The following is a 16,361-nucleotide window of genomic DNA, read 5'->3' on the forward strand; positions in this document are numbered from 1 at the left end:
AGGGCCCACTTTTCTTGCTTTACCGCCGGGTCGTCACCCAGAATACCCACAGCGCCGACAGCCCTGCGGCGGCGGCATAGAGGCCCGTCCAGCCCAGCCAGGCCGACAGGCCGTAAAACGCCACGGCGGCGGGAGCTGCGAAGGGCAGGGCCAGGGCGCCCAGCCAGGTCCGCCCCAGCAGTCCCATGACGGCGGAGAAAAAATGGATGGCCCCCGCCGCCAGGGAGACCGTCCGGAGCCGGCTGTCCTCCCCCGCCAGGAAGGTAAACACCGCCCAGAACACCACATAGCACCCGGTGCCCAGCACGTTGACCGGCCCCGCCGGGCCGCCGTACCAGGCGCCCGCCCAGTTGCACGCCGTGGTCAGGGCCAACGCGCCCAGGACCCCGCCCAGCCAGAGCCCCCGCTTCATCGCGCCCCTCCTCTCTCCTCCCCGCGCCGCCGCCACCGCCGCACCACGGCGGCCAGCAGATTGGCGCCCAGGGCCAGCAGGGCATAGACAACCCCCTGCTGCCAATCATAGGGCACATGGGGCCAGAACAGATTGGGCAGGAAGCTCACAAACGCGGTCAGGGGCACCAGAGGGCACAGCCCCCGGGCCAGGCCGGAGGCCCAGCCCGTCAGCAACGCTACGAAGGGGTAGGCCAGCCAGGGCAGGAGCAGCGCCCGCAGCACGGGCACATCAGGGGCGTCCAGCACCTCCGCCAGCGGGCGCAGCAGCAGGAAGAATCCGGCCAGCAGCAGGGCGTAAGGCAGGCTCTCCCGCCCGTTGAGGCGGGACGGCGACGGCGCAGGCAGGTCCAGGGCGGAACGCAGGTCGTCCAGCTCGGCCCGCCAGCCCAGCCACCGTACCAGCCACACCGTCAGATAGAGGAAGGTATAGAGCCCCAGAAGCAGCAGAACGGCCGCCGGGCTGGACCCGACCAGCTCCAGCAGCCAGCCCAGCAGGAGCACCAGCCCTCCCGTAACGGCAAAGTGGAGCAAGGACCGGGCGGCCAGGGCGGGGCCATAGTTGTCGAAGGGCAGGGTGGCCACCCCCACCGAAGCGCCCAGAGCAAAGGTGACGGCGCACTGGGCCGCCTGGGCCAGGCCCTCGGAGCCGAAAAAGGCCGCCGCGCCGTGGGTGACCCACTGGAGATGGCGGTAGTCCGGCCGGCCGCCGGACAGGGTGATGCTGCCGATGCAGACGACCCCCGCCGCCATGAGGGCCAGCCCCACAAATCCGCCGATGAGGATGCGCTTTATCCACTGTTTCTGTACGTCCGTCATGCTCTTCTCCCCCTCCCCAGGCCCAGGGCCTGCTTGATCTTGGGCACATACCGCCGGGAGACCCAGCACACCGCCGCGCCCCCCGCCAGCCCGTCAGGCTCCGGGGCTCCAGGCTCCGGACCAGGGCCCGGACCTCCTCGGTGAGGGCGGGGGCCGTGACGGTGACCGTGGGCTCGGCCCGCGCCGGGTCGATCTTTATTTCCACCTTCAAGTCTCCGCCCCCTTTCCCCTTCAGTATAGGGCATAAAAGGGCCGTCTGTCCACTGGTCCGGGACAGACGGCCTTATTTTATGGATATTCGGTCAGGAAATGGCCTCGCTCCCCACGGCGTAGGTCCAGGTCCCGTCGTCAGCCTGGACAGCGGTGCAGTCCTGGAAGAAGTAGGCCCCCAGCCCGGAGCGCCACTTCTGGGCATTGAAGCCATCCCTCGCGCAGCCGCTCACGGAGAAGAGGACGCCCCCCTCCCAGTAGTAGAGGGCCAGGGAGTCGGCATAGCCCTCCGCCGGCTCCGTCATCCGGGTCAAATACCCCTGCTCCCACAACTCCTCCAGCGTCCCCTCCACCGGCATCAGACCGTGGGCATTGCCGAAGGCCCAGGCCACGGCGGCCTTCTCGCTCTCGGACAGGTCGGTAACCGAGCTGAGGTCCACACCCAGCTCCGTGATATCCCCGTTGAGGCCCTCATCCACCGCCCACAGGTCCTCCAGCACCTGGAGATAGAGTCCGCAGCGGTCGTCCCGCTCCGTCCTGGTGTGCTCCACTGCGGAGACGTTGCCAAACTGGGCGGTGAAGGTGGCAAACCAGGGCGCCGAATCCACCGGGCCTGTGGCCGCGGCCTCCGGGGACTCTGTCAGCTCCGGCGTGGGAGCGGGGGAAACCGCCCCCGGGGCGGCGCAGCCCGCCAGCAGGGCAAGGCCCAACAGCAGGGCCGTCTGCATGGCTTTTTTCATAGCCGCAGACCTCCTTTTTCTTTCTTCAGACGCTGCCGGGTCTTTTTTGTTCCCTCCGGGCAAAATACCCTTGACTTTTTGAAAAAAGCAGGTAAACTAATCATGTGATTACTTGTATAAATAATTGCTTAGGAGGTGTCCCCATGACCCAGCGGGAAGCCCAGATCCTTCAGTGGATTCAGGAAAATCCCCTGATCTCCCAGCAGGAGCTGGCCGACCGGGCGGGCATCACCCGCTCATCGGTGGCCGTCCACATCTCCAATCTGATGAAAAAGGGCTACATCGACGGCAAGGGCTACATCGTCCGCACCGCCCCCTACGCGGTGGTGGTGGGCGGGGTGAACATGGACATCGGCGGCACCCCCCTGGCCCCCCTGGTCCGGCAGGACTCCAACCCCGGCCGGGTGCGGATGAGCCTGGGCGGCGTGGGCCGCAACATCGCCCACAACATGGCCCTGCTGGGGCTGGACGTGCGCATGATCACCGCCCTGGGGGACGACGTATACGCTCAGAAAATCACCACCTCCTGCATCGAGCTGGGCATTGACCTGGCCCACAGCCTGCAGGTGCCCGGCGCTTCCACCTCCACCTACCTCTTCCTCACCGACGAAAAGGGGGATATGGAGCTGGCCGTGTCCGACATGGAGATCTACGACCACCTGACCCCCCAATTCCTGGCCGGCAAGGAGCCGCTTCTGAACAACGCCCGGCTGGTCATCTGCGACACCAACATCCCCGAGCCGACCCTGGCCTGGATCGCGTCACACTGCAAGGCCCCCGTGTTCGTGGACCCAGTGTCTACCGCCAAGGCCGTCAAGGTCAAGCCGGTCCTGGGCCGGCTCCACACCCTCAAGCCCAACCGCATCGAGGCCGAGCTGCTCTCCGGCGTGGCCATCACCGATGACGAAAGCCTGGCCCGCTGTGCCGACGCGCTGCTGTCCACCGGGCTTCACCGGGTGTTCATCTCCCTGGGGGGCGACGGGGTGTACGCCGCCGACTACCAGGGCGGGCGGATTAAGGTTCCCTGCGGGAGAGCCAAGATGGTCAACACCACCGGCTGCGGCGACGCCTTCATGGCCGCCCTGGCCTGGGGCTGGCTGGAGGGGCTGGGGCTGGAGGAGGCCGCCCGGGCCGGTCTGACTGCCTCCGCCATCGCCATGGAGGGGGCGGAGACCATCAACCCCGCCCTAAACGCCTGCGCCGTCCGGGCCCGCGCCGGGCTCTGAACCGATCCCATCCATCTTAATTTGTATTTTATCATTTTGGAGGTAATCAATATGTCTCTCAACTCGTATCTGGACGTCTCCCCCGAGGTGGCCGCCGCCCTCGCCGCCGGTAAGCCCGTGGTGGCCTTGGAGTCCACCATCATCTCCCACGGCATGCCCTACCCTCAGAACGTGGAGACCGCCCTCCAGGTGGAGTCCATCATCCGGGACAACGGCGCCGTGCCCGCCACCATCGCCATCCTGGGCGGACGCCTGAAGGCCGGTCTGTCCCACGACGAGATCGAGTATCTGGGCAAAAAGGGCCAGGCCGTCAACAAGGCCAGCCGCCGGGACCTGGCGGTGCTGGTGGCCCGGGGCGAGGACGGCGCCACCACCGTCACCACCACCATGATCATTGCCCACATGGCGGGCATCCAGGTCTTTGCCACCGGCGGCATCGGCGGCGTCCACCGGGGCGCTGAGACCACCATGGACATCTCCGCCGACCTGGAGGAGCTGGCCCAGACCCCCGTCATGGTGGTGTGCGCCGGCGCCAAGTCCATCCTGGACCTGGGACTGACCCTGGAATACCTGGAGACCCACGGCGTTCCCGTCATCGGCTACGGCACCAAGGAGCTGCCCGCCTTCTACACCCGCAAGAGCGGCTTTTCCGTGGACTACGAGCTGGACTCCCCCGCCGAGCTGGCCGCCGCCTTTCACGCCAGCCAGGGGATGGGCCTTAAGGGCGGCATGCTGGTCACCAACCCCATCCCCGAGGAGTACTCCATGGACCACGCGGTCATCAGCGCCGCCATTGAACAGGCCGTGGCCATGGCCAAGGAGCAGGGCATCCACGGCAAGGCCACCACTCCCTTCCTGCTGGCCACCATCAAGGATCTCACCGGCGGCGACAGTCTGGCTTCCAACATCCAGCTCGTCTTCCACAACGCCCGCCTGGCCGCGCAGACCGCCGCCGAGCTGTGCAGGCTCTAAGCATGGACAAACGGCTCCCTTTATGCTAGAATGAGCTCATCAGCCTACGGCGAAGGGAGCGACGGCAATGGCGCGCAGGAAAAAAGGCAAGGACCCGGCTCAGGAAGGTCCGTACAACCCCTACTTCGGGAAGGTCAAGGACGATTCCAACATGGCCAAAAAGCCTGTCTGGACCTGGGCCCTGGCCATTCCCGGCCTGGTGTTGGGGGTCTTCATCGGTATGGGCACCCACGAGCCGGTCCTGGGTCCCGTCTTCGGCGCTATTATGGGCATTGCCATCGGCTCGCTCATCGACAAGCGTCGGGAGCGCAAAGAGGAACAATAAAGGCAGGGGACCATGGTCCCCTGCCTTTATTGTTTTTATACAAAATAGCTTTGCTCGAGAATATCTTGTATCGTGAAAGGGGTCGTTATTATGTGTATCTGGCATCTCTATGTCTCCGGTATCCGCTGCGCCGACCTGCGGTTCACGCCCTGCGGGGTGCTCCACGCTCCCCTGGACCCCGAGACCGCCGTCCTTGCCCCCTTCCAGCCCCTCTCCGCCGAGGCGGCGGCCGGCTATCTGGCCCTGACCCACTTCGACCTGGAGGCCCTGGCCGGGCGCATGGCGGAATACGAGCGGCTCTTCCCCGGCCCCCCGGAGGTGGAGACCTCCTGGGGCGCCCGCTACCTTAGCGACGACGGTGTGCGCTGGGCTCAGCGGGAGATCAAATACCCCTGGAACGTCACCGTCTCCGGTGGAAGGCTGGCGGCCTTCACCTGCCCCAGCCGGGAGCGGGTCCACGTGCTGGTCCGGGAGGGCTGCGAGGATGCCACCGTTCTGGCCCGGTGGCGGGCCTACCGCCCCGAGCCCATCCTCCCGGTCCGGCGGGTGGAAAACCTGGAGGTGCCCATGCGGGACGGGGTGGCTTTGTCCACCTCCCTGCTGCTGCCCCAGACGGACCGGCCCGTGCCCGCCGTGCTGGTGCGCACCCCCTACGGCAAGGAGGACGAGCTGGACAACTACATGCGATACGCCTACCGGGGCTACGCCGTGGTGCTCCAGGACGTGCGGGGCCGAAACAAGAGCGGCGGGGCATGGATTCCCAACCACTTTGAGACCGAGGACGGCGACGACACCCTCAACTGGATCGCCGCCCAGAATTGGTGCGACGGCAGCGTGGGCATGGTGGGCGGCTCCTACCTGGGCTATGTCCAGTGGGCGGCCGCCGCGTCCCGGAATCCCCACCTGAAGGCCCTCATCAGCGTGGTCTGCGCCGGCAGCGCCTTCCACGACCTGCCCCGGAAGGGGGGCTCCCTGGTGTCCGGGATGCTGGCCTGGGCCTTCTCCGTCTCGCAGCAGCAGTTCGATGGCACCAAGATGGAGCGGGACGACTGGGACGAGGTGCTGGACATCCGGCCCCTGGCCGACCTGCCTCGGAAGGCGCTGGGCTATGACATCCCCTTCTTCCACCAGTGGCTGGCCCACCCGGACAACGACGACTTCTGGCGGGCCGGGGACTGGGCGGAGCGGGGGGCCGGCGTGGACGTGCCCGCCCTCATCGTCTCCGGCTGGTTCGACGACAACGGCGCCGGCACCACCGAGGCCCTGGACCTGACGGCGGACTACCCCGACGGGCGGCGTAAGATCATCCTGGGGCCCTGGCCCCACAGCGGCAACGCCCGCTACGACCTCCACGGGCTGGCGCTGGGCAACGGCGCGCTGCGCGACGACATCGACCTCATCTTCCTCCAGTGGTTCGACCACCACCTTCTGGGGGCGGACAACGGCGCCGAGGCCATGCCCACGGTGCGCTACTACACCATCGGTGAGGAGAAGTGGAAGACCGCCGGAAACTGGCCGGTGCCCGGGGGCCGAACGGTCTCCTTCTACCTGACTCCCGGAGGCGGGCTGTCGGACGCGCTGCCGGAGGAGCAGGGCTGCGACAGCTACACCTACGACCCGGCCGACCCGGCCGAGCACATCATTGACCTGTCGGAAAACGAGCTGGGGGTGCCCGAGGACTACACCCTGGTGGAGCAGCGGCCCGATGTACTATCCTACACCACGCCGGCGCTCACCCAGCCCCTGGTGCTCACCGGGGACTTCACCGTGGAGCTCTACGTCTCCTCCGACGCGCCGGACACCGATTTCATCGTCCGCATCACCGACGTGGACGAGCACGGCCGGTCCAGGAAGCTGGCCGACGGGGTGCTCTCCGCCCGCTACCGCGACGGGTTCGGGGCCCCCAAGCTCATGGAGCCGGGGCGGGTCTACAAGCTGTCCATCCGCACCTCCAAGCTCTCCGCCGCCTTCCAGCCGGGCCATCGGCTGCGGCTCACCGTCACCTCGGGCGCCAGGAACTTCCTCTTTCCCAACCGCAACACCGGCGCCGGCTTTGACGGCACAGAGGTCCGCCCGGCGGAAAACAGCATCCATTTCGGCGGCATCTGCCCCTCTCGGGTCATCGCCTGGCAGGAAACGCAGCCGTAACGCCAAAGACCGGGCGGACTCTCCAGTCCGCCCGGTCTTTTTTATTTGCTCAGGACAAACAGGTTGGTGTCGCTGACGAAATTCGCCGCGCTGTAAAGGACCAGCACCTGGTCGATCTCGTTTTCCGCGAGATATCCGCTGAGAGGGGTCTTGTTGTACCGGGGGTCCACCAGGTGGATCTCGGAGAAGTGGGCGGTGAGGAAGGGGACCAGGCTGTCGGTATAGGAGTCCCGGACAATGAGCAGCTTGGGAGCGTCGGTATGCTCCGTCCGCACCACCGCCAGGGATTGGTTGCCCCCCATGAAAAAGGCGTACTGGTCCTTTTCCTCCAGCTTCGACCAGTCGTAGAGGCTCCCCGTCTGGGGCTCCGCTCCAAACCAGGAGGTCACCTCCACCCCGTCCTCCGGCACGTACTGGTCGATGACGTCCGGCGTCATCCACCGCACGCCGGAGGAGGAAAAGGTGGTGCCGTTGAAGTCGGTGGAGACCGTGGTCTTTTCATAGGCGCTCAGGGGCACCGGGTCCAGTCCCATGGCCTCCGTCAGGGCGGCGTAGCCGTAATAGGCCCCCAGGCTGGTCCAGTGGTGGTCCAGCCGGTAGTAGATGTCCTCCCCGGCATGGGCCAGCAGAGCCCCCTGGACATCCACCCATCGGGCCCGGGAGGCGGCCGCCGCCTCCCGGAGGATGGCGCTCTCGTCGGCGTTGGGAGCCCCCTCCGGCAGCCGGTCCGCCCACACCGAAACCTTACCGGGGATCAGGGCAAAGTACACCGGAATGTCCACATGTTCCACCAATTTGTTCACATAATTCAGATTATCCGTCACCCTTCGGGCATCCGGCCGGTCAAACCGGGGGATCAGGGTCTCCTTTTTACAGAGATAGACCCCGTTGTTCTCCCCCTTGCCCGAGAGCTTTTCCGCCGCCGCCTTGGCGGCGATCCAGCCGTCCCGGCCCACAAACTGGTCGGTGACATAGCGCTCGAAGTCCGACATGAATTTGCCGCTGAAAAAGTCCCCGGTCCCGGCTGCGCTCCAGCTCAGGGTGAAGTCCCGTCTGTCCAGGGTGGGCCGCTGGGCCAGATAGCGGTTCTCCATGGGGGAAAACTCCCGGTCCGGCTTCAGGGCGTTGGCCACGGCAAAGGCGCCTAGAAAGGCGCAGAACAGCACGGTGATGAAGACAGCGTATTTTTTTGACATGCTTCTCGCCTCCTCAGAACCGGAAATACAGGAAGGGGTTGTAGGTGGCGTCCACCAGATAGGCGGTGGACAGCAGCAGACCCGCCAGCAGCAGCACCGGCAGCGCCGCCTGGACGGCCCGTGCGGGAGCCCTGTGCCACAGGCGGCGGGCCAGGGGGGTGGAGGCCAGGCAGGCCAGGACCAGCACCGGCAGGTAGGAGCACAGATAGTAGAAGAAGGCCCCATCGGTCAGGCTCCGCCCCGCCAGGCCGAACATCACCGCCAGGTAGGCGCCCAATTGGCCAAAGTCCTCCAGGGCGAAGATGGCCCAGCTCACCGCCACCAAGAGCAAGGTATAGGCGTGCCGGAAACAGGCGGGCCAGCGGTCGATCCACCGCTTCAGAAACAGCTTTTCCAGCATAAGGAGCACCCCGAAATAGAGGCCCCACAGCAGGAAGTTCCAGCTCGCCCCGTGCCAGATGCCGGTCAGGCCCCACACCACCAGCAGGTTGAAGCACAGCCGGCCCCGGGAGACCCGGTTGCCCCCCAGGGGGATGTAGACGTACTCCCGGAACCAGGTGCCCAGGGAGATGTGCCACCGCCGCCAGAACTCGGTGATGCTTCGGGAGATATAGGGGTAGTCAAAGTTGGGCTTGAACTCGAAGCCCAGCATCCGGCCCAGGCCGATGGCCATGTCGGAGTAGCCGGAGAAGTCAAAGTAGATTTGCAGGGAGAACGCCGCCACCCCCAGCCAGGCCCCCAGGACGGTGAGCCCGGCGGCGGGGACGGCCTTGTAGGCATCCCACAGCATCCCCAGGTTGTTGGCCAGCAGCACCTTCTTGGCCATACCCACCACAAAGACCTGCACGCCGGAGGCAAACTTCTCCGCCGTGTGGTCCCGGTGGTCCAACTGCGCGTCCAGGTCCTTGTACTGGATGATGGGGCCGGCAATGAGCTGGGGAAAAAGCGTAACGAAGGTGCCGAAGCTGATCACGCTGCGCTGTACCGGCGCGTCCCCCCGGTATACGTCGATGGTATAGCTCATGGTCTGGAAGGTGTAGAAGGAGATGCCGATGGGCAGGCTCAGACCCAGCCGGGGCATGAAGTCCAGCCCCACGGCGGCCAGGCTCTCGGCCAGGAAGTCCCAATACTTGAAGAAAAACAGCAGGGCCAGGTTGAAGAGCACCGAGGAGCACACCGCCGCCCGGGCCCGGCCGTCCCGCCCCCGCCGTTTGGCCCTCTCCACCAGCATCCCATGGGTGTAGTCAATGGCGATGGAGAGAAACATGATGAGGATATACACCGGCTCCCCCCAGCCATAGAAGATCAGATTGAAGACCAGCAGGACCGCGTTGCGCCACCGCAGAGGCGTCATATAGTAAACCAGCAGAACTGCGGGCAGATAGAAAAACAGAAACAGCGGGCTGGAAAAGACCAACAGGCTCACCTCACGTCACGGAATGGCGGAAAAGGGCCGGCCCACAGGCCGGCCTTTTGGTATTATACCCGCTTTTCCTTACTTTGTATAGTCGTCAAAGATCTCTACCGCCTGGTCGGCGTTCTCGGTGATGCAGAAGAGGATGTAATTGCCGTTGACCACCAGCTTGTAGTCCTCCACCAGCTCCACCAGCGAGGGGTAGAGGAAGCCGCCGGCCAGGGCCTCCTGCCGGGCCTGGAGCGCGGCCTTGACGGCATCCATCTTGCCGTCCTTCACCTTGGCAATGAAAAACTCGGTGATATGGGCGCTCATCATGGGCAGCTTGCAGACGTAATCCTCCAGGTCCGCCGGGTCGATGCCGTAGGTGCTCTTCAGGTCGTCGCCGGTCAGGTCCATGGAAGAGGGCAGCACGTCGGCCAAATCGGCGGCGATCTGCTCCCACACCTGGGTGACCACAGAGCTGGTGTCCGGGCTCTCGGAGGGGGTGGGGACGGGCGTGGCCTCAGGGCTGGCCTGGGGCTTTTGAGAGGGGGCGGCATTGGGCTTCTCCGAAGGCTTGGGGCTCTGGGAGGGCTTGGCGGCCCCGGGGGTGCTTTCGGGGGCGGCGCCGGGCGTCTCGGTGGGCAGGACCGGGGTCTCGGTGGGCTCCGCCGGCTGGGTGGGCGTGACCATCGGGGTGGTCTCGGGAGGCTGGGAGGTCTCGCTGCCCGCGGGGGCGCAGCCGGCCAGCAGGGTTAGGGAGAGGGTCCCCGCCAGCAGCACGGAGAGGATACGCTGATTCATAAGAGTGCTTGGCTCCTTTCGGTTTTGGGTGATACGCTGTCTTGGACGACGGGGCGGCGCAAAAGGTTCCCGGTCTGCGTCGATTTTTACAAAAAAGGGCCCCGCGCCAAGGCGCGGGGCCCTTTCGATGCTTTTGCGGTGCGGGCGCTTAGTTCTCCTCTTCCTTCTTGCGGCCGATGCAGAAGGCCAGGCCGGCCGCGGACAGGGAGGCGGACAGGGCCATCAGGCCCAGCGTGACAGAGGGGTCCACAGGAGCGGCCACGGTGCCGGTCTGGGGCAGGTTGCCCATGGGTGTGCCCTCATCCACAATCTCGGTCGCGCCGCCGTCGGGGCCCGGGTCCGCCGGAGAGGGCTGATCGGGGCTCTCCGTCTCGCCGCCGGGGGTGGGCTGGGGGTCCACCGGGTCGGAGCCGCCGGGGGTGGGCTGGTCGGGAATCTCGGTCACAGCGGTGTAGTAGACATCAATGATGACGTTGGACTGGATGTTCCGGCCGGTGGGCTCACCGTCCACGCGAACCCGCTCGTAGCCCTCGATGCTCTTTTCGGTCTGCTCGGTCACATCCCAGGAGTTGCCCTCTCGGATCTTCTCGGAGCGGTACTGGGTGGCCAGCACTCGATCCGTACCCTCCTCCAGGTAGTTGACGATGACCCGGTAGTAATCCTTTCCGCTGGGGCCCGGATCCGGCTCGGGATCGGGGGTGGTCTTCTCGCGGTAGTAAGTCAGCTCCAGAGTCTCCACCACGGAGGAATCGTCCAGCACGAAGGAGAAGTTCTTCTGGCCCTCCTGGTAGGTCTCGCCATTGAGCTTGGCGCTGCCCAGCACGTACTCGTAGTCGCTGTGGCCGCCGTAGGTGGTATAGTCGCCGGAGGCGATCCGGATGGTCTCGTTGGCGTCGCCGCGGCCGCCGGCCACCTGCACGTCGGTGACGGTGGTGGTCGTGCCGTTCACCTTGGAGATATAGGTGGCCTTGACCAGATAGCTGTAATACTCGTTGTCCTTCCAGGTGTTCACCACATCCCGGGTGCCGTCCTCGTTGGTCTTGTACTCCACCTGGTAGGTGTCCTTGCGATCCTTGCCGTCGCTCTTCACGGTGTAGATGATGGTACCGTTCTCCAGGACGCCCTTCTCTTTCAGGGTGTAGTCGATGAGCGCGCCACTGCCCTCACCCGCGTCGTTCCGATCGTACTTGGGCAGGCCGGTGAAGGTATAGCTCCAGTCGGGCGCGGCGGGAGCGCTCTCCACGGGCTCGGAGGTGGAAGGAGCGGACTCTGCCGGCGCGTCGGCGGCGGTCCTGGGCAGGTCCACGGAGTCCACCAGCACAGTGCCGTTGCTCTTATAGAGCTCGATGGTCACCCGTTCCGGCGCGACCCAGTTCTCAGGGGTGTTCTCCCACTTCTTCTCACCGGAAATGGAGATGGTCTTTTGCTGAATGGTGTTGGTCACGGTAAGGCCGTTCACGGACGCGGTGTAGCGCTCGCCCTCCACGGCGGCGGGCAGGCAGCCGTCCTCATCCAGGCCGTTTTCCCGGACGGTGTAGCGGTAGGCGTTCCGGCCGTCGTCATACTTGGGCAGACCGGTGAAGGTGTGGCTCCAGGTGTCGCCGTTCACGTTGGTACCGGGCTCATTCGGGCCCAGAGTCACGGTCTCATACTCGCTGCCATTGCGCAGCAGGGTCAGGCTGACGGTGGCGGGGCGGGTGCCGGCGGCGTTGGAGCCGTCCTTCCACACCTTGTTGATGGTGACGTCGGAGTAATCCTGGGGCTTGGTGTTGGTAATGGTGTAGTTGTCGCCGTAGGTCACGTCGTAGGTGAGGGTGCTGTCGCCCACGGTGTAGGTGACGCTGCCCTTGGTCTGACCCTCGGGGAGCTCCACCCAGGTTCCGTCGGGCGCGACCTCACGGACGGTGTAGGCGATGGCGGTATTGTAAGCGCTGTACTTGGGCAGGGTGGCGCCGCCGTCGCTCACGCCGAAGGTAAAGGCCCACTCGCTGCTGCCTTCCACGGCGCTGACGGTCTGACGGTCTACCTCGACGCCGTCGGCCAGAAGGGCCACGGTGACAGAGGCGGGACGAGCGGCGCTGCTGCCGTCCACCCAGACCTTCTTGCCGGAGACAGAGGTAAACTCCTGCTGGAAGGTGTTGGTCAGGTCATAGGCGCCCTGGGCGTTCCTGGCGCCGCCGGTGGTCTCGTAGCCGCTTACCGTGTCGGTCACCTTGTACTGGATCTCGCGGACGCCCCCGTCGTCATAGGCGTACCGGTCCAGGCCGGTGAAGGTGTAGGTCCAGCCGCCCTCGGCGGTGGCGGTGGCAGTCTTGCCGGTCACATTTGCAAACACGTTGGCTTCGGCCGCATCGGACTGGAGCTGGATGGTGGTGCTGGCGGGGTGGTGGATGCCGTCGGCAGGCAGCCAGCTCTTGGTGCCGGACACGGTGACGCCCTCGTCGCCGCTCTGCTGCTTCACGGTGTTGGTGACGGTGTAGCCGGTTTCCATGCTGCCCGCGATGACAGGGGTCTGATAGCCGGTGACGGTGTCCTCCGCCACGGTGTACTGAATCCGGCCGCCGTCGCGGTACTTGGTCAGGTCGGTGAAGGTGTAGGTGTTGACCAGGACGCCCTGCTCATCCGCCCGGGGCAGGTCGATGCTGTCCACCACGGTGGAACCGTCCATCAGCTTGATGGTGGCCTTGGGGCGGTCGGCGTTGGTGCGGGTGTCCTTCCAGATCTTCTCCACGCTGACAGCGGTGGTGTCGCCGTTCAGGGTGTTCTTCACGGGGAAGTGGATGGTGGCGTCGTCCACTTCGGCCTGCCCCACGGTGGCGTCGTAGTGGGCGGGCTCGGCTTCCACCACGGTGTAGCCGATGGCCGCGCCGGTGGCGTCGTACTTGGGGAAGGTGCCGTCAAAGCGCCCGGTGGTGGAGTCCTCCCAGTAGGTGATCACGGTGGGGGTGCCGCCGGGCTCCTCGGAGTCCTGCTCCTCTTCCTTAGCGTTCAGGACCAGGGTCGCAAGGGCGTTTTCCTTGTCCGCGCCGTAGAGGGAGAAGGTCAGACTGTCGGGCCGCTCGTCTTCAAAGCCCTCGTCGTCCCAGGTCTTGGTGACGCTGATGGTCATCTCGACCTGAGTCAGCTTGTTGGTCAGGTTATACTGGCCGTCCTCGCCCTTGTAAGCGATGGCGGGGTCATAGCCCTCGGCGTCGTCGGTGACGTAATATTCAATCTCGGCGCCGGTGCCCTCCCACAGGTCGGTGGTCTCGTTGTAGGTGAGGTCGTACTTGGGCAGACCGGTGAAGGAGTAGGTCCAGTCATAGGTCTCTGTCTCGGCGTTCCAGCCGATGGTCCGGGTGTCCTGCGCCGTATTGGAGCCGGTCTTCCACAGGCTGACCTCCACGGTCTGGGGCCGGGCGCCGCTGTTGCCGTCCACCCAGGCCTTGGAGCCTTCCACGGCGACGGTAGTCTGATTGACCACGTTCTGGATGGTGTAGCTGCCGTCGTCGTTCTTCACGATATGGGCGGAGTAGCCGGCGTCCTGGGACACGGTCTCGGTGATGGAATAGGTGTACCGGTCGCCGTTCTCGGCATACACGGGGACCTTCTCAAAGGCGCCGGACAGCTTGGTGCCAGACAGGGTCAGGGTCTGGAAGGGACTGCCGTCCCGGAGCAGGTTGACGGTGACCGCGCCCTTCATGCTGTCGGGGGTCAGCCACTGCTTCTCCACGGGGATGGACATCTCGTTCTGAATCTCGTTGGTGATGATGTTGTTCACGTCATTGTAGGTGACCAGATAGTCCTTGCCGTTGATGGTGGATACCTGGTTGCCCTCGGCCACGGCGCCGTTCACGTACTCGCGGACCACATAGGCATAGGCCTCGCCGGTCAGGATGTCACGGACGGGGACATCGTTCCAGGTGTGGGTCCAGTCGTCGGCAGCGGTGAGGGTGACCGGATCGCTGGTGGCGGTCTTGGTATGATTCAGGTACTGCTCATAGACCACCTGGACAGCGGTCTGGAGGCCGTCGGGGGTGGCGCCCCACTGCTTGGTGACGGTCAGATCCTGGGCGCCGGGGAGATAGGTGTTCTCCAGCTTCAGGTCCGTGGGGTTCTTCTGGCCGTTGACATAGACAACGCCGCCGGAGACCTTTACTGTGACGGTGCCGATGCTGGCGGGGTCGTGGGGATCGCCTTCGGGCAGGGTCTCGGTCAGGGTGTACGTATGGCCGGAGGGGATATCGGTGAAGGACACCGCGCCGGTATCGGAAGAGGCCGCGATCTTGGTGTGGGCGGGGTCCTTGCAGTCACAGGTCAGGGTGAAGGTCACGCCGGGCAGGGCGGCCTGGGTGTTTTTGTCCACCTTGGTGAAGCGCAGAGCGCCGAAGTTGCCCTTGACCGTGGGTACCGGGAAGTCCACGGTTTTCAGATGGGTCTCGGCGGTCTCGCCCTCGCCGATGCTGGGCCACTCGCCCTGATCGTTGGTCAGCATGAACTTCAGCGTGGCGGCGGTATTGGTCGGATAGGCGGTGGTGCTGCCGTCCGTATTGTCCAGACGGACGCGGTACTTCATGGTATAGCCATAGGTAGAAGGCTCGCTGGAGCCGGCGGGCTTGATCGTGGTGATGGCCGGATCATAACCGGAGGCCAGCACGTTCCACTGGAAGGACTCTCCGTCCTCGGCAGGGGTCACGGCGTTGGTAAAGGTTCCGGTGGTGGTCTCCCCCAGATAGGTGATGTTGGCGCCCATCTGGTCCTCCACCCGCCACGCCTGAGCCGCCAGGCGGATGGTACTGCCGATGGCCTCAAAGGCATCAAACAGGGTCTGGTTGTCATCGGCCTCATAGGCGTTGGTGGAGAAGCTGCCCAGCCACTGGCCGATGGTCAGGTTCTTCCATGTGGTGCCCGCCACGGGGCTGTCAATGCCGCTCACGCTGCCAAAGGGCTTATCCCCGGCCACGTCTTTGCCGTATGCAATGGAGAACAGCTTGGAAGCACTGGCGAGGCCCTTGATGGCCGAAGCCACGCCGGCCACGTCACGGACATCATTGGTGGTGGTGTAGCTGCCACCGCCCTTGGTGCCGTCGATGCGTTTCGTATCGGATTGGTCTTTATTTACATGGAAAGTGGGGGCTCCGTCCGTCAGCAGCACGGTATAGAGGTACTCCATCCCGTTCAAAGGCTGACCATTTTTCAAACCATCCTGCAGCAGGTTCCGGGCCAGCATCAGGCCGCCCTCGATGTTAGTGCCGCCCTTGCCGTCGCCGTTGCCCACCCGGATTCCACTGTCCAGCCCGGTGCCGATGATGTTCTTCAGCGCGGTGATATTGGCGGCGCCGTTGGCAGCATCGTTGACATCATACCACTGAGAGGTATAGGTCTTGGCATCGCTGCCGAACGCGATGATCTGCACCAGACGCTTGTCGCCCTCCTGAGCGCCGGTCTGGGTGGCGAAGGTGTCGATGAAATCCTTGGCCGCCTTCTTCGCCTGGGTCAGACGAGCCTCATAAACGCAGTCAGGGGTCACGGTATAGTGATTCTCCGCCGTTCCCCAGCAACCGTCTACGTCACAAGTACCGTTAGGTCCTCCCATAAAACCGCCGTGTTTATCTATGAATGCATGGCGGCCATCACACAACCAGGAACCGCAGTTGCAGCGGTTCGGCGTATGGTTAGCATGGTCCTGCTCCTTGCCGCACTTGGCGCAGTCGTCCATACTGTTGGACACGTCCAGCACCAGCACCACGGCGCTGTCGGGGGTCTTGCCGGGGATGGTGGTCAGGTCCTCGGTGGTCTTGACCTGGAGCGTGATCTCAAACTCATTCTCCACCTGGGTCCCGGCCACACTCTTGGTAATCTCCAGGATGGCGTCGCCGGCCTCTTTTGTGGTCTCGGCCACGCCGTTGCCGTCCTTCTTGAAGTACCGCGTGCCGCCCGCATCCACGATCTGGGCGGTACTGTCGTACTCGTCCTCCACCCGGGCCGCAAAGGCGGCGGCGGGCAGGAGGCCCAACACCATCACCAGCGATAGCGCCAGGGCCAGGGTCCTCTTCATTCTCTTTGCCATCATGTTTCATTCTCCTTCTTAAAAAG

At 64.9% G+C, this 16,361-nt stretch carries 11 protein-coding genes; 4 read left to right on the forward strand and 7 right to left on the reverse strand.

What is annotated here, in order from left to right:
* Window positions 1-19: 19 nt before the first annotated feature.
* The 3 genes from BN2154_RS13330 to BN2154_RS13340 form a co-directional block, all read right to left on the reverse strand.
* On the reverse strand, window positions 20-412 hold the full coding sequence (locus BN2154_RS13330; RefSeq protein WP_050619242.1) for a hypothetical protein: 393 nt from the start codon (window positions 410-412) through the stop codon (window positions 20-22).
* Window positions 409-1,269 carry a DUF3021 family protein gene (locus BN2154_RS13335; protein ID WP_050619243.1) on the reverse strand — a complete coding sequence of 287 codons (861 nt, stop codon included), beginning with the start codon at window positions 1,267-1,269 and terminating at the stop codon, window positions 409-411. The genes BN2154_RS13330 and BN2154_RS13335 overlap by 4 nt, the downstream gene beginning before the upstream one ends.
* Before the next feature lie 302 nt (window positions 1,270-1,571).
* On the reverse strand, window positions 1,572-2,219 hold the full coding sequence (locus BN2154_RS13340; protein WP_050619244.1) for a hypothetical protein: 648 nt from the start codon (window positions 2,217-2,219) through the stop codon (window positions 1,572-1,574).
* A 143-nt stretch (window positions 2,220-2,362) separates the two neighbouring features.
* Here BN2154_RS13340 and BN2154_RS13345 point away from each other — a divergent pair, with 143 nt between their 5' ends.
* From BN2154_RS13345 to BN2154_RS13360, 4 genes are all read left to right on the forward strand, one after another.
* Entirely contained in the window at window positions 2,363-3,445 is a 1,083-nt protein-coding gene (locus BN2154_RS13345) for a PfkB family carbohydrate kinase (protein ID WP_050619245.1), read from the forward strand.
* A gap of 51 nt (window positions 3,446-3,496) precedes the next feature.
* On the forward strand, window positions 3,497-4,417 hold the full coding sequence (locus BN2154_RS13350) for a pseudouridine-5'-phosphate glycosidase (RefSeq protein ID WP_050619246.1): 921 nt from the start codon (window positions 3,497-3,499) through the stop codon (window positions 4,415-4,417).
* 67 nt (window positions 4,418-4,484) lie between these two features.
* Window positions 4,485-4,742: a hypothetical protein gene (locus tag BN2154_RS13355; protein WP_050619247.1), complete on the forward strand. Its 258-nt coding sequence runs from the start codon at window positions 4,485-4,487 to the stop codon at window positions 4,740-4,742.
* A 90-nt stretch (window positions 4,743-4,832) separates the two neighbouring features.
* Entirely contained in the window at window positions 4,833-6,890 is a 2,058-nt protein-coding gene (locus BN2154_RS13360) for a CocE/NonD family hydrolase (protein WP_050619248.1), read from the forward strand.
* A 41-nt stretch (window positions 6,891-6,931) separates the two neighbouring features.
* Here BN2154_RS13360 and BN2154_RS13365 read toward each other — a convergent pair whose 3' ends face one another.
* The 4 genes from BN2154_RS13365 to BN2154_RS13380 form a co-directional block, all read right to left on the reverse strand.
* Window positions 6,932-8,086 (reverse strand): DHHW family protein, encoded by a 1,155-nt coding sequence (locus tag BN2154_RS13365; RefSeq protein WP_050619249.1) that lies wholly within the window; start codon window positions 8,084-8,086, stop codon window positions 6,932-6,934.
* A gap of 13 nt (window positions 8,087-8,099) precedes the next feature.
* Window positions 8,100-9,503: an MBOAT family O-acyltransferase gene (locus tag BN2154_RS13370; protein WP_050619250.1), complete on the reverse strand. Its 1,404-nt coding sequence runs from the start codon at window positions 9,501-9,503 to the stop codon at window positions 8,100-8,102.
* 78 nt (window positions 9,504-9,581) lie between these two features.
* On the reverse strand, window positions 9,582-10,286 hold the full coding sequence (locus BN2154_RS13375) for a DUF4358 domain-containing protein (RefSeq protein ID WP_050619251.1): 705 nt from the start codon (window positions 10,284-10,286) through the stop codon (window positions 9,582-9,584).
* 148 nt (window positions 10,287-10,434) lie between these two features.
* Window positions 10,435-16,338: a Cna B-type domain-containing protein gene (locus BN2154_RS13380; protein WP_050619252.1), complete on the reverse strand. Its 5,904-nt coding sequence runs from the start codon at window positions 16,336-16,338 to the stop codon at window positions 10,435-10,437.
* Between the last annotated feature and the right edge of the window lie 23 nt (window positions 16,339-16,361).

The organism is Intestinimonas massiliensis (ex Afouda et al. 2020), from assembly GCF_001244995.1.
In the GTDB taxonomy this organism is placed as follows: Bacteria; Bacillota; Clostridia; order Oscillospirales; family Oscillospiraceae; genus Intestinimonas; species Intestinimonas massiliensis.

Excerpts from the sequence above, each read along its gene's own strand:
- BN2154_RS13330 (WP_050619242.1), bottom strand. The coding sequence starts at position 412 with ATGAAGCGGGGGCTCTGGCTGGGCGGGGTCCTGGGCGCGTTGGCCCTG.
- BN2154_RS13335 (WP_050619243.1), bottom strand. The coding sequence starts at position 1,269 with ATGACGGACGTACAGAAACAGTGGATAAAGCGCATCCTCATCGGCGGA.
- BN2154_RS13340 (WP_050619244.1), bottom strand. The coding sequence starts at position 2,219 with ATGAAAAAAGCCATGCAGACGGCCCTGCTGTTGGGCCTTGCCCTGCTG.
- BN2154_RS13345 (WP_050619245.1), top strand. The coding sequence starts at position 2,363 with ATGACCCAGCGGGAAGCCCAGATCCTTCAGTGGATTCAGGAAAATCCC.
- BN2154_RS13350 (WP_050619246.1), top strand. The coding sequence starts at position 3,497 with ATGTCTCTCAACTCGTATCTGGACGTCTCCCCCGAGGTGGCCGCCGCC.
- BN2154_RS13355 (WP_050619247.1), top strand. The coding sequence starts at position 4,485 with ATGGCGCGCAGGAAAAAAGGCAAGGACCCGGCTCAGGAAGGTCCGTAC.
- BN2154_RS13360 (WP_050619248.1), top strand. The coding sequence starts at position 4,833 with ATGTGTATCTGGCATCTCTATGTCTCCGGTATCCGCTGCGCCGACCTG.
- BN2154_RS13365 (WP_050619249.1), bottom strand. The coding sequence starts at position 8,086 with ATGTCAAAAAAATACGCTGTCTTCATCACCGTGCTGTTCTGCGCCTTT.
- BN2154_RS13375 (WP_050619251.1), bottom strand. The coding sequence starts at position 10,286 with ATGAATCAGCGTATCCTCTCCGTGCTGCTGGCGGGGACCCTCTCCCTA.
- BN2154_RS13380 (WP_050619252.1), bottom strand. The coding sequence starts at position 16,338 with ATGATGGCAAAGAGAATGAAGAGGACCCTGGCCCTGGCGCTATCGCTG.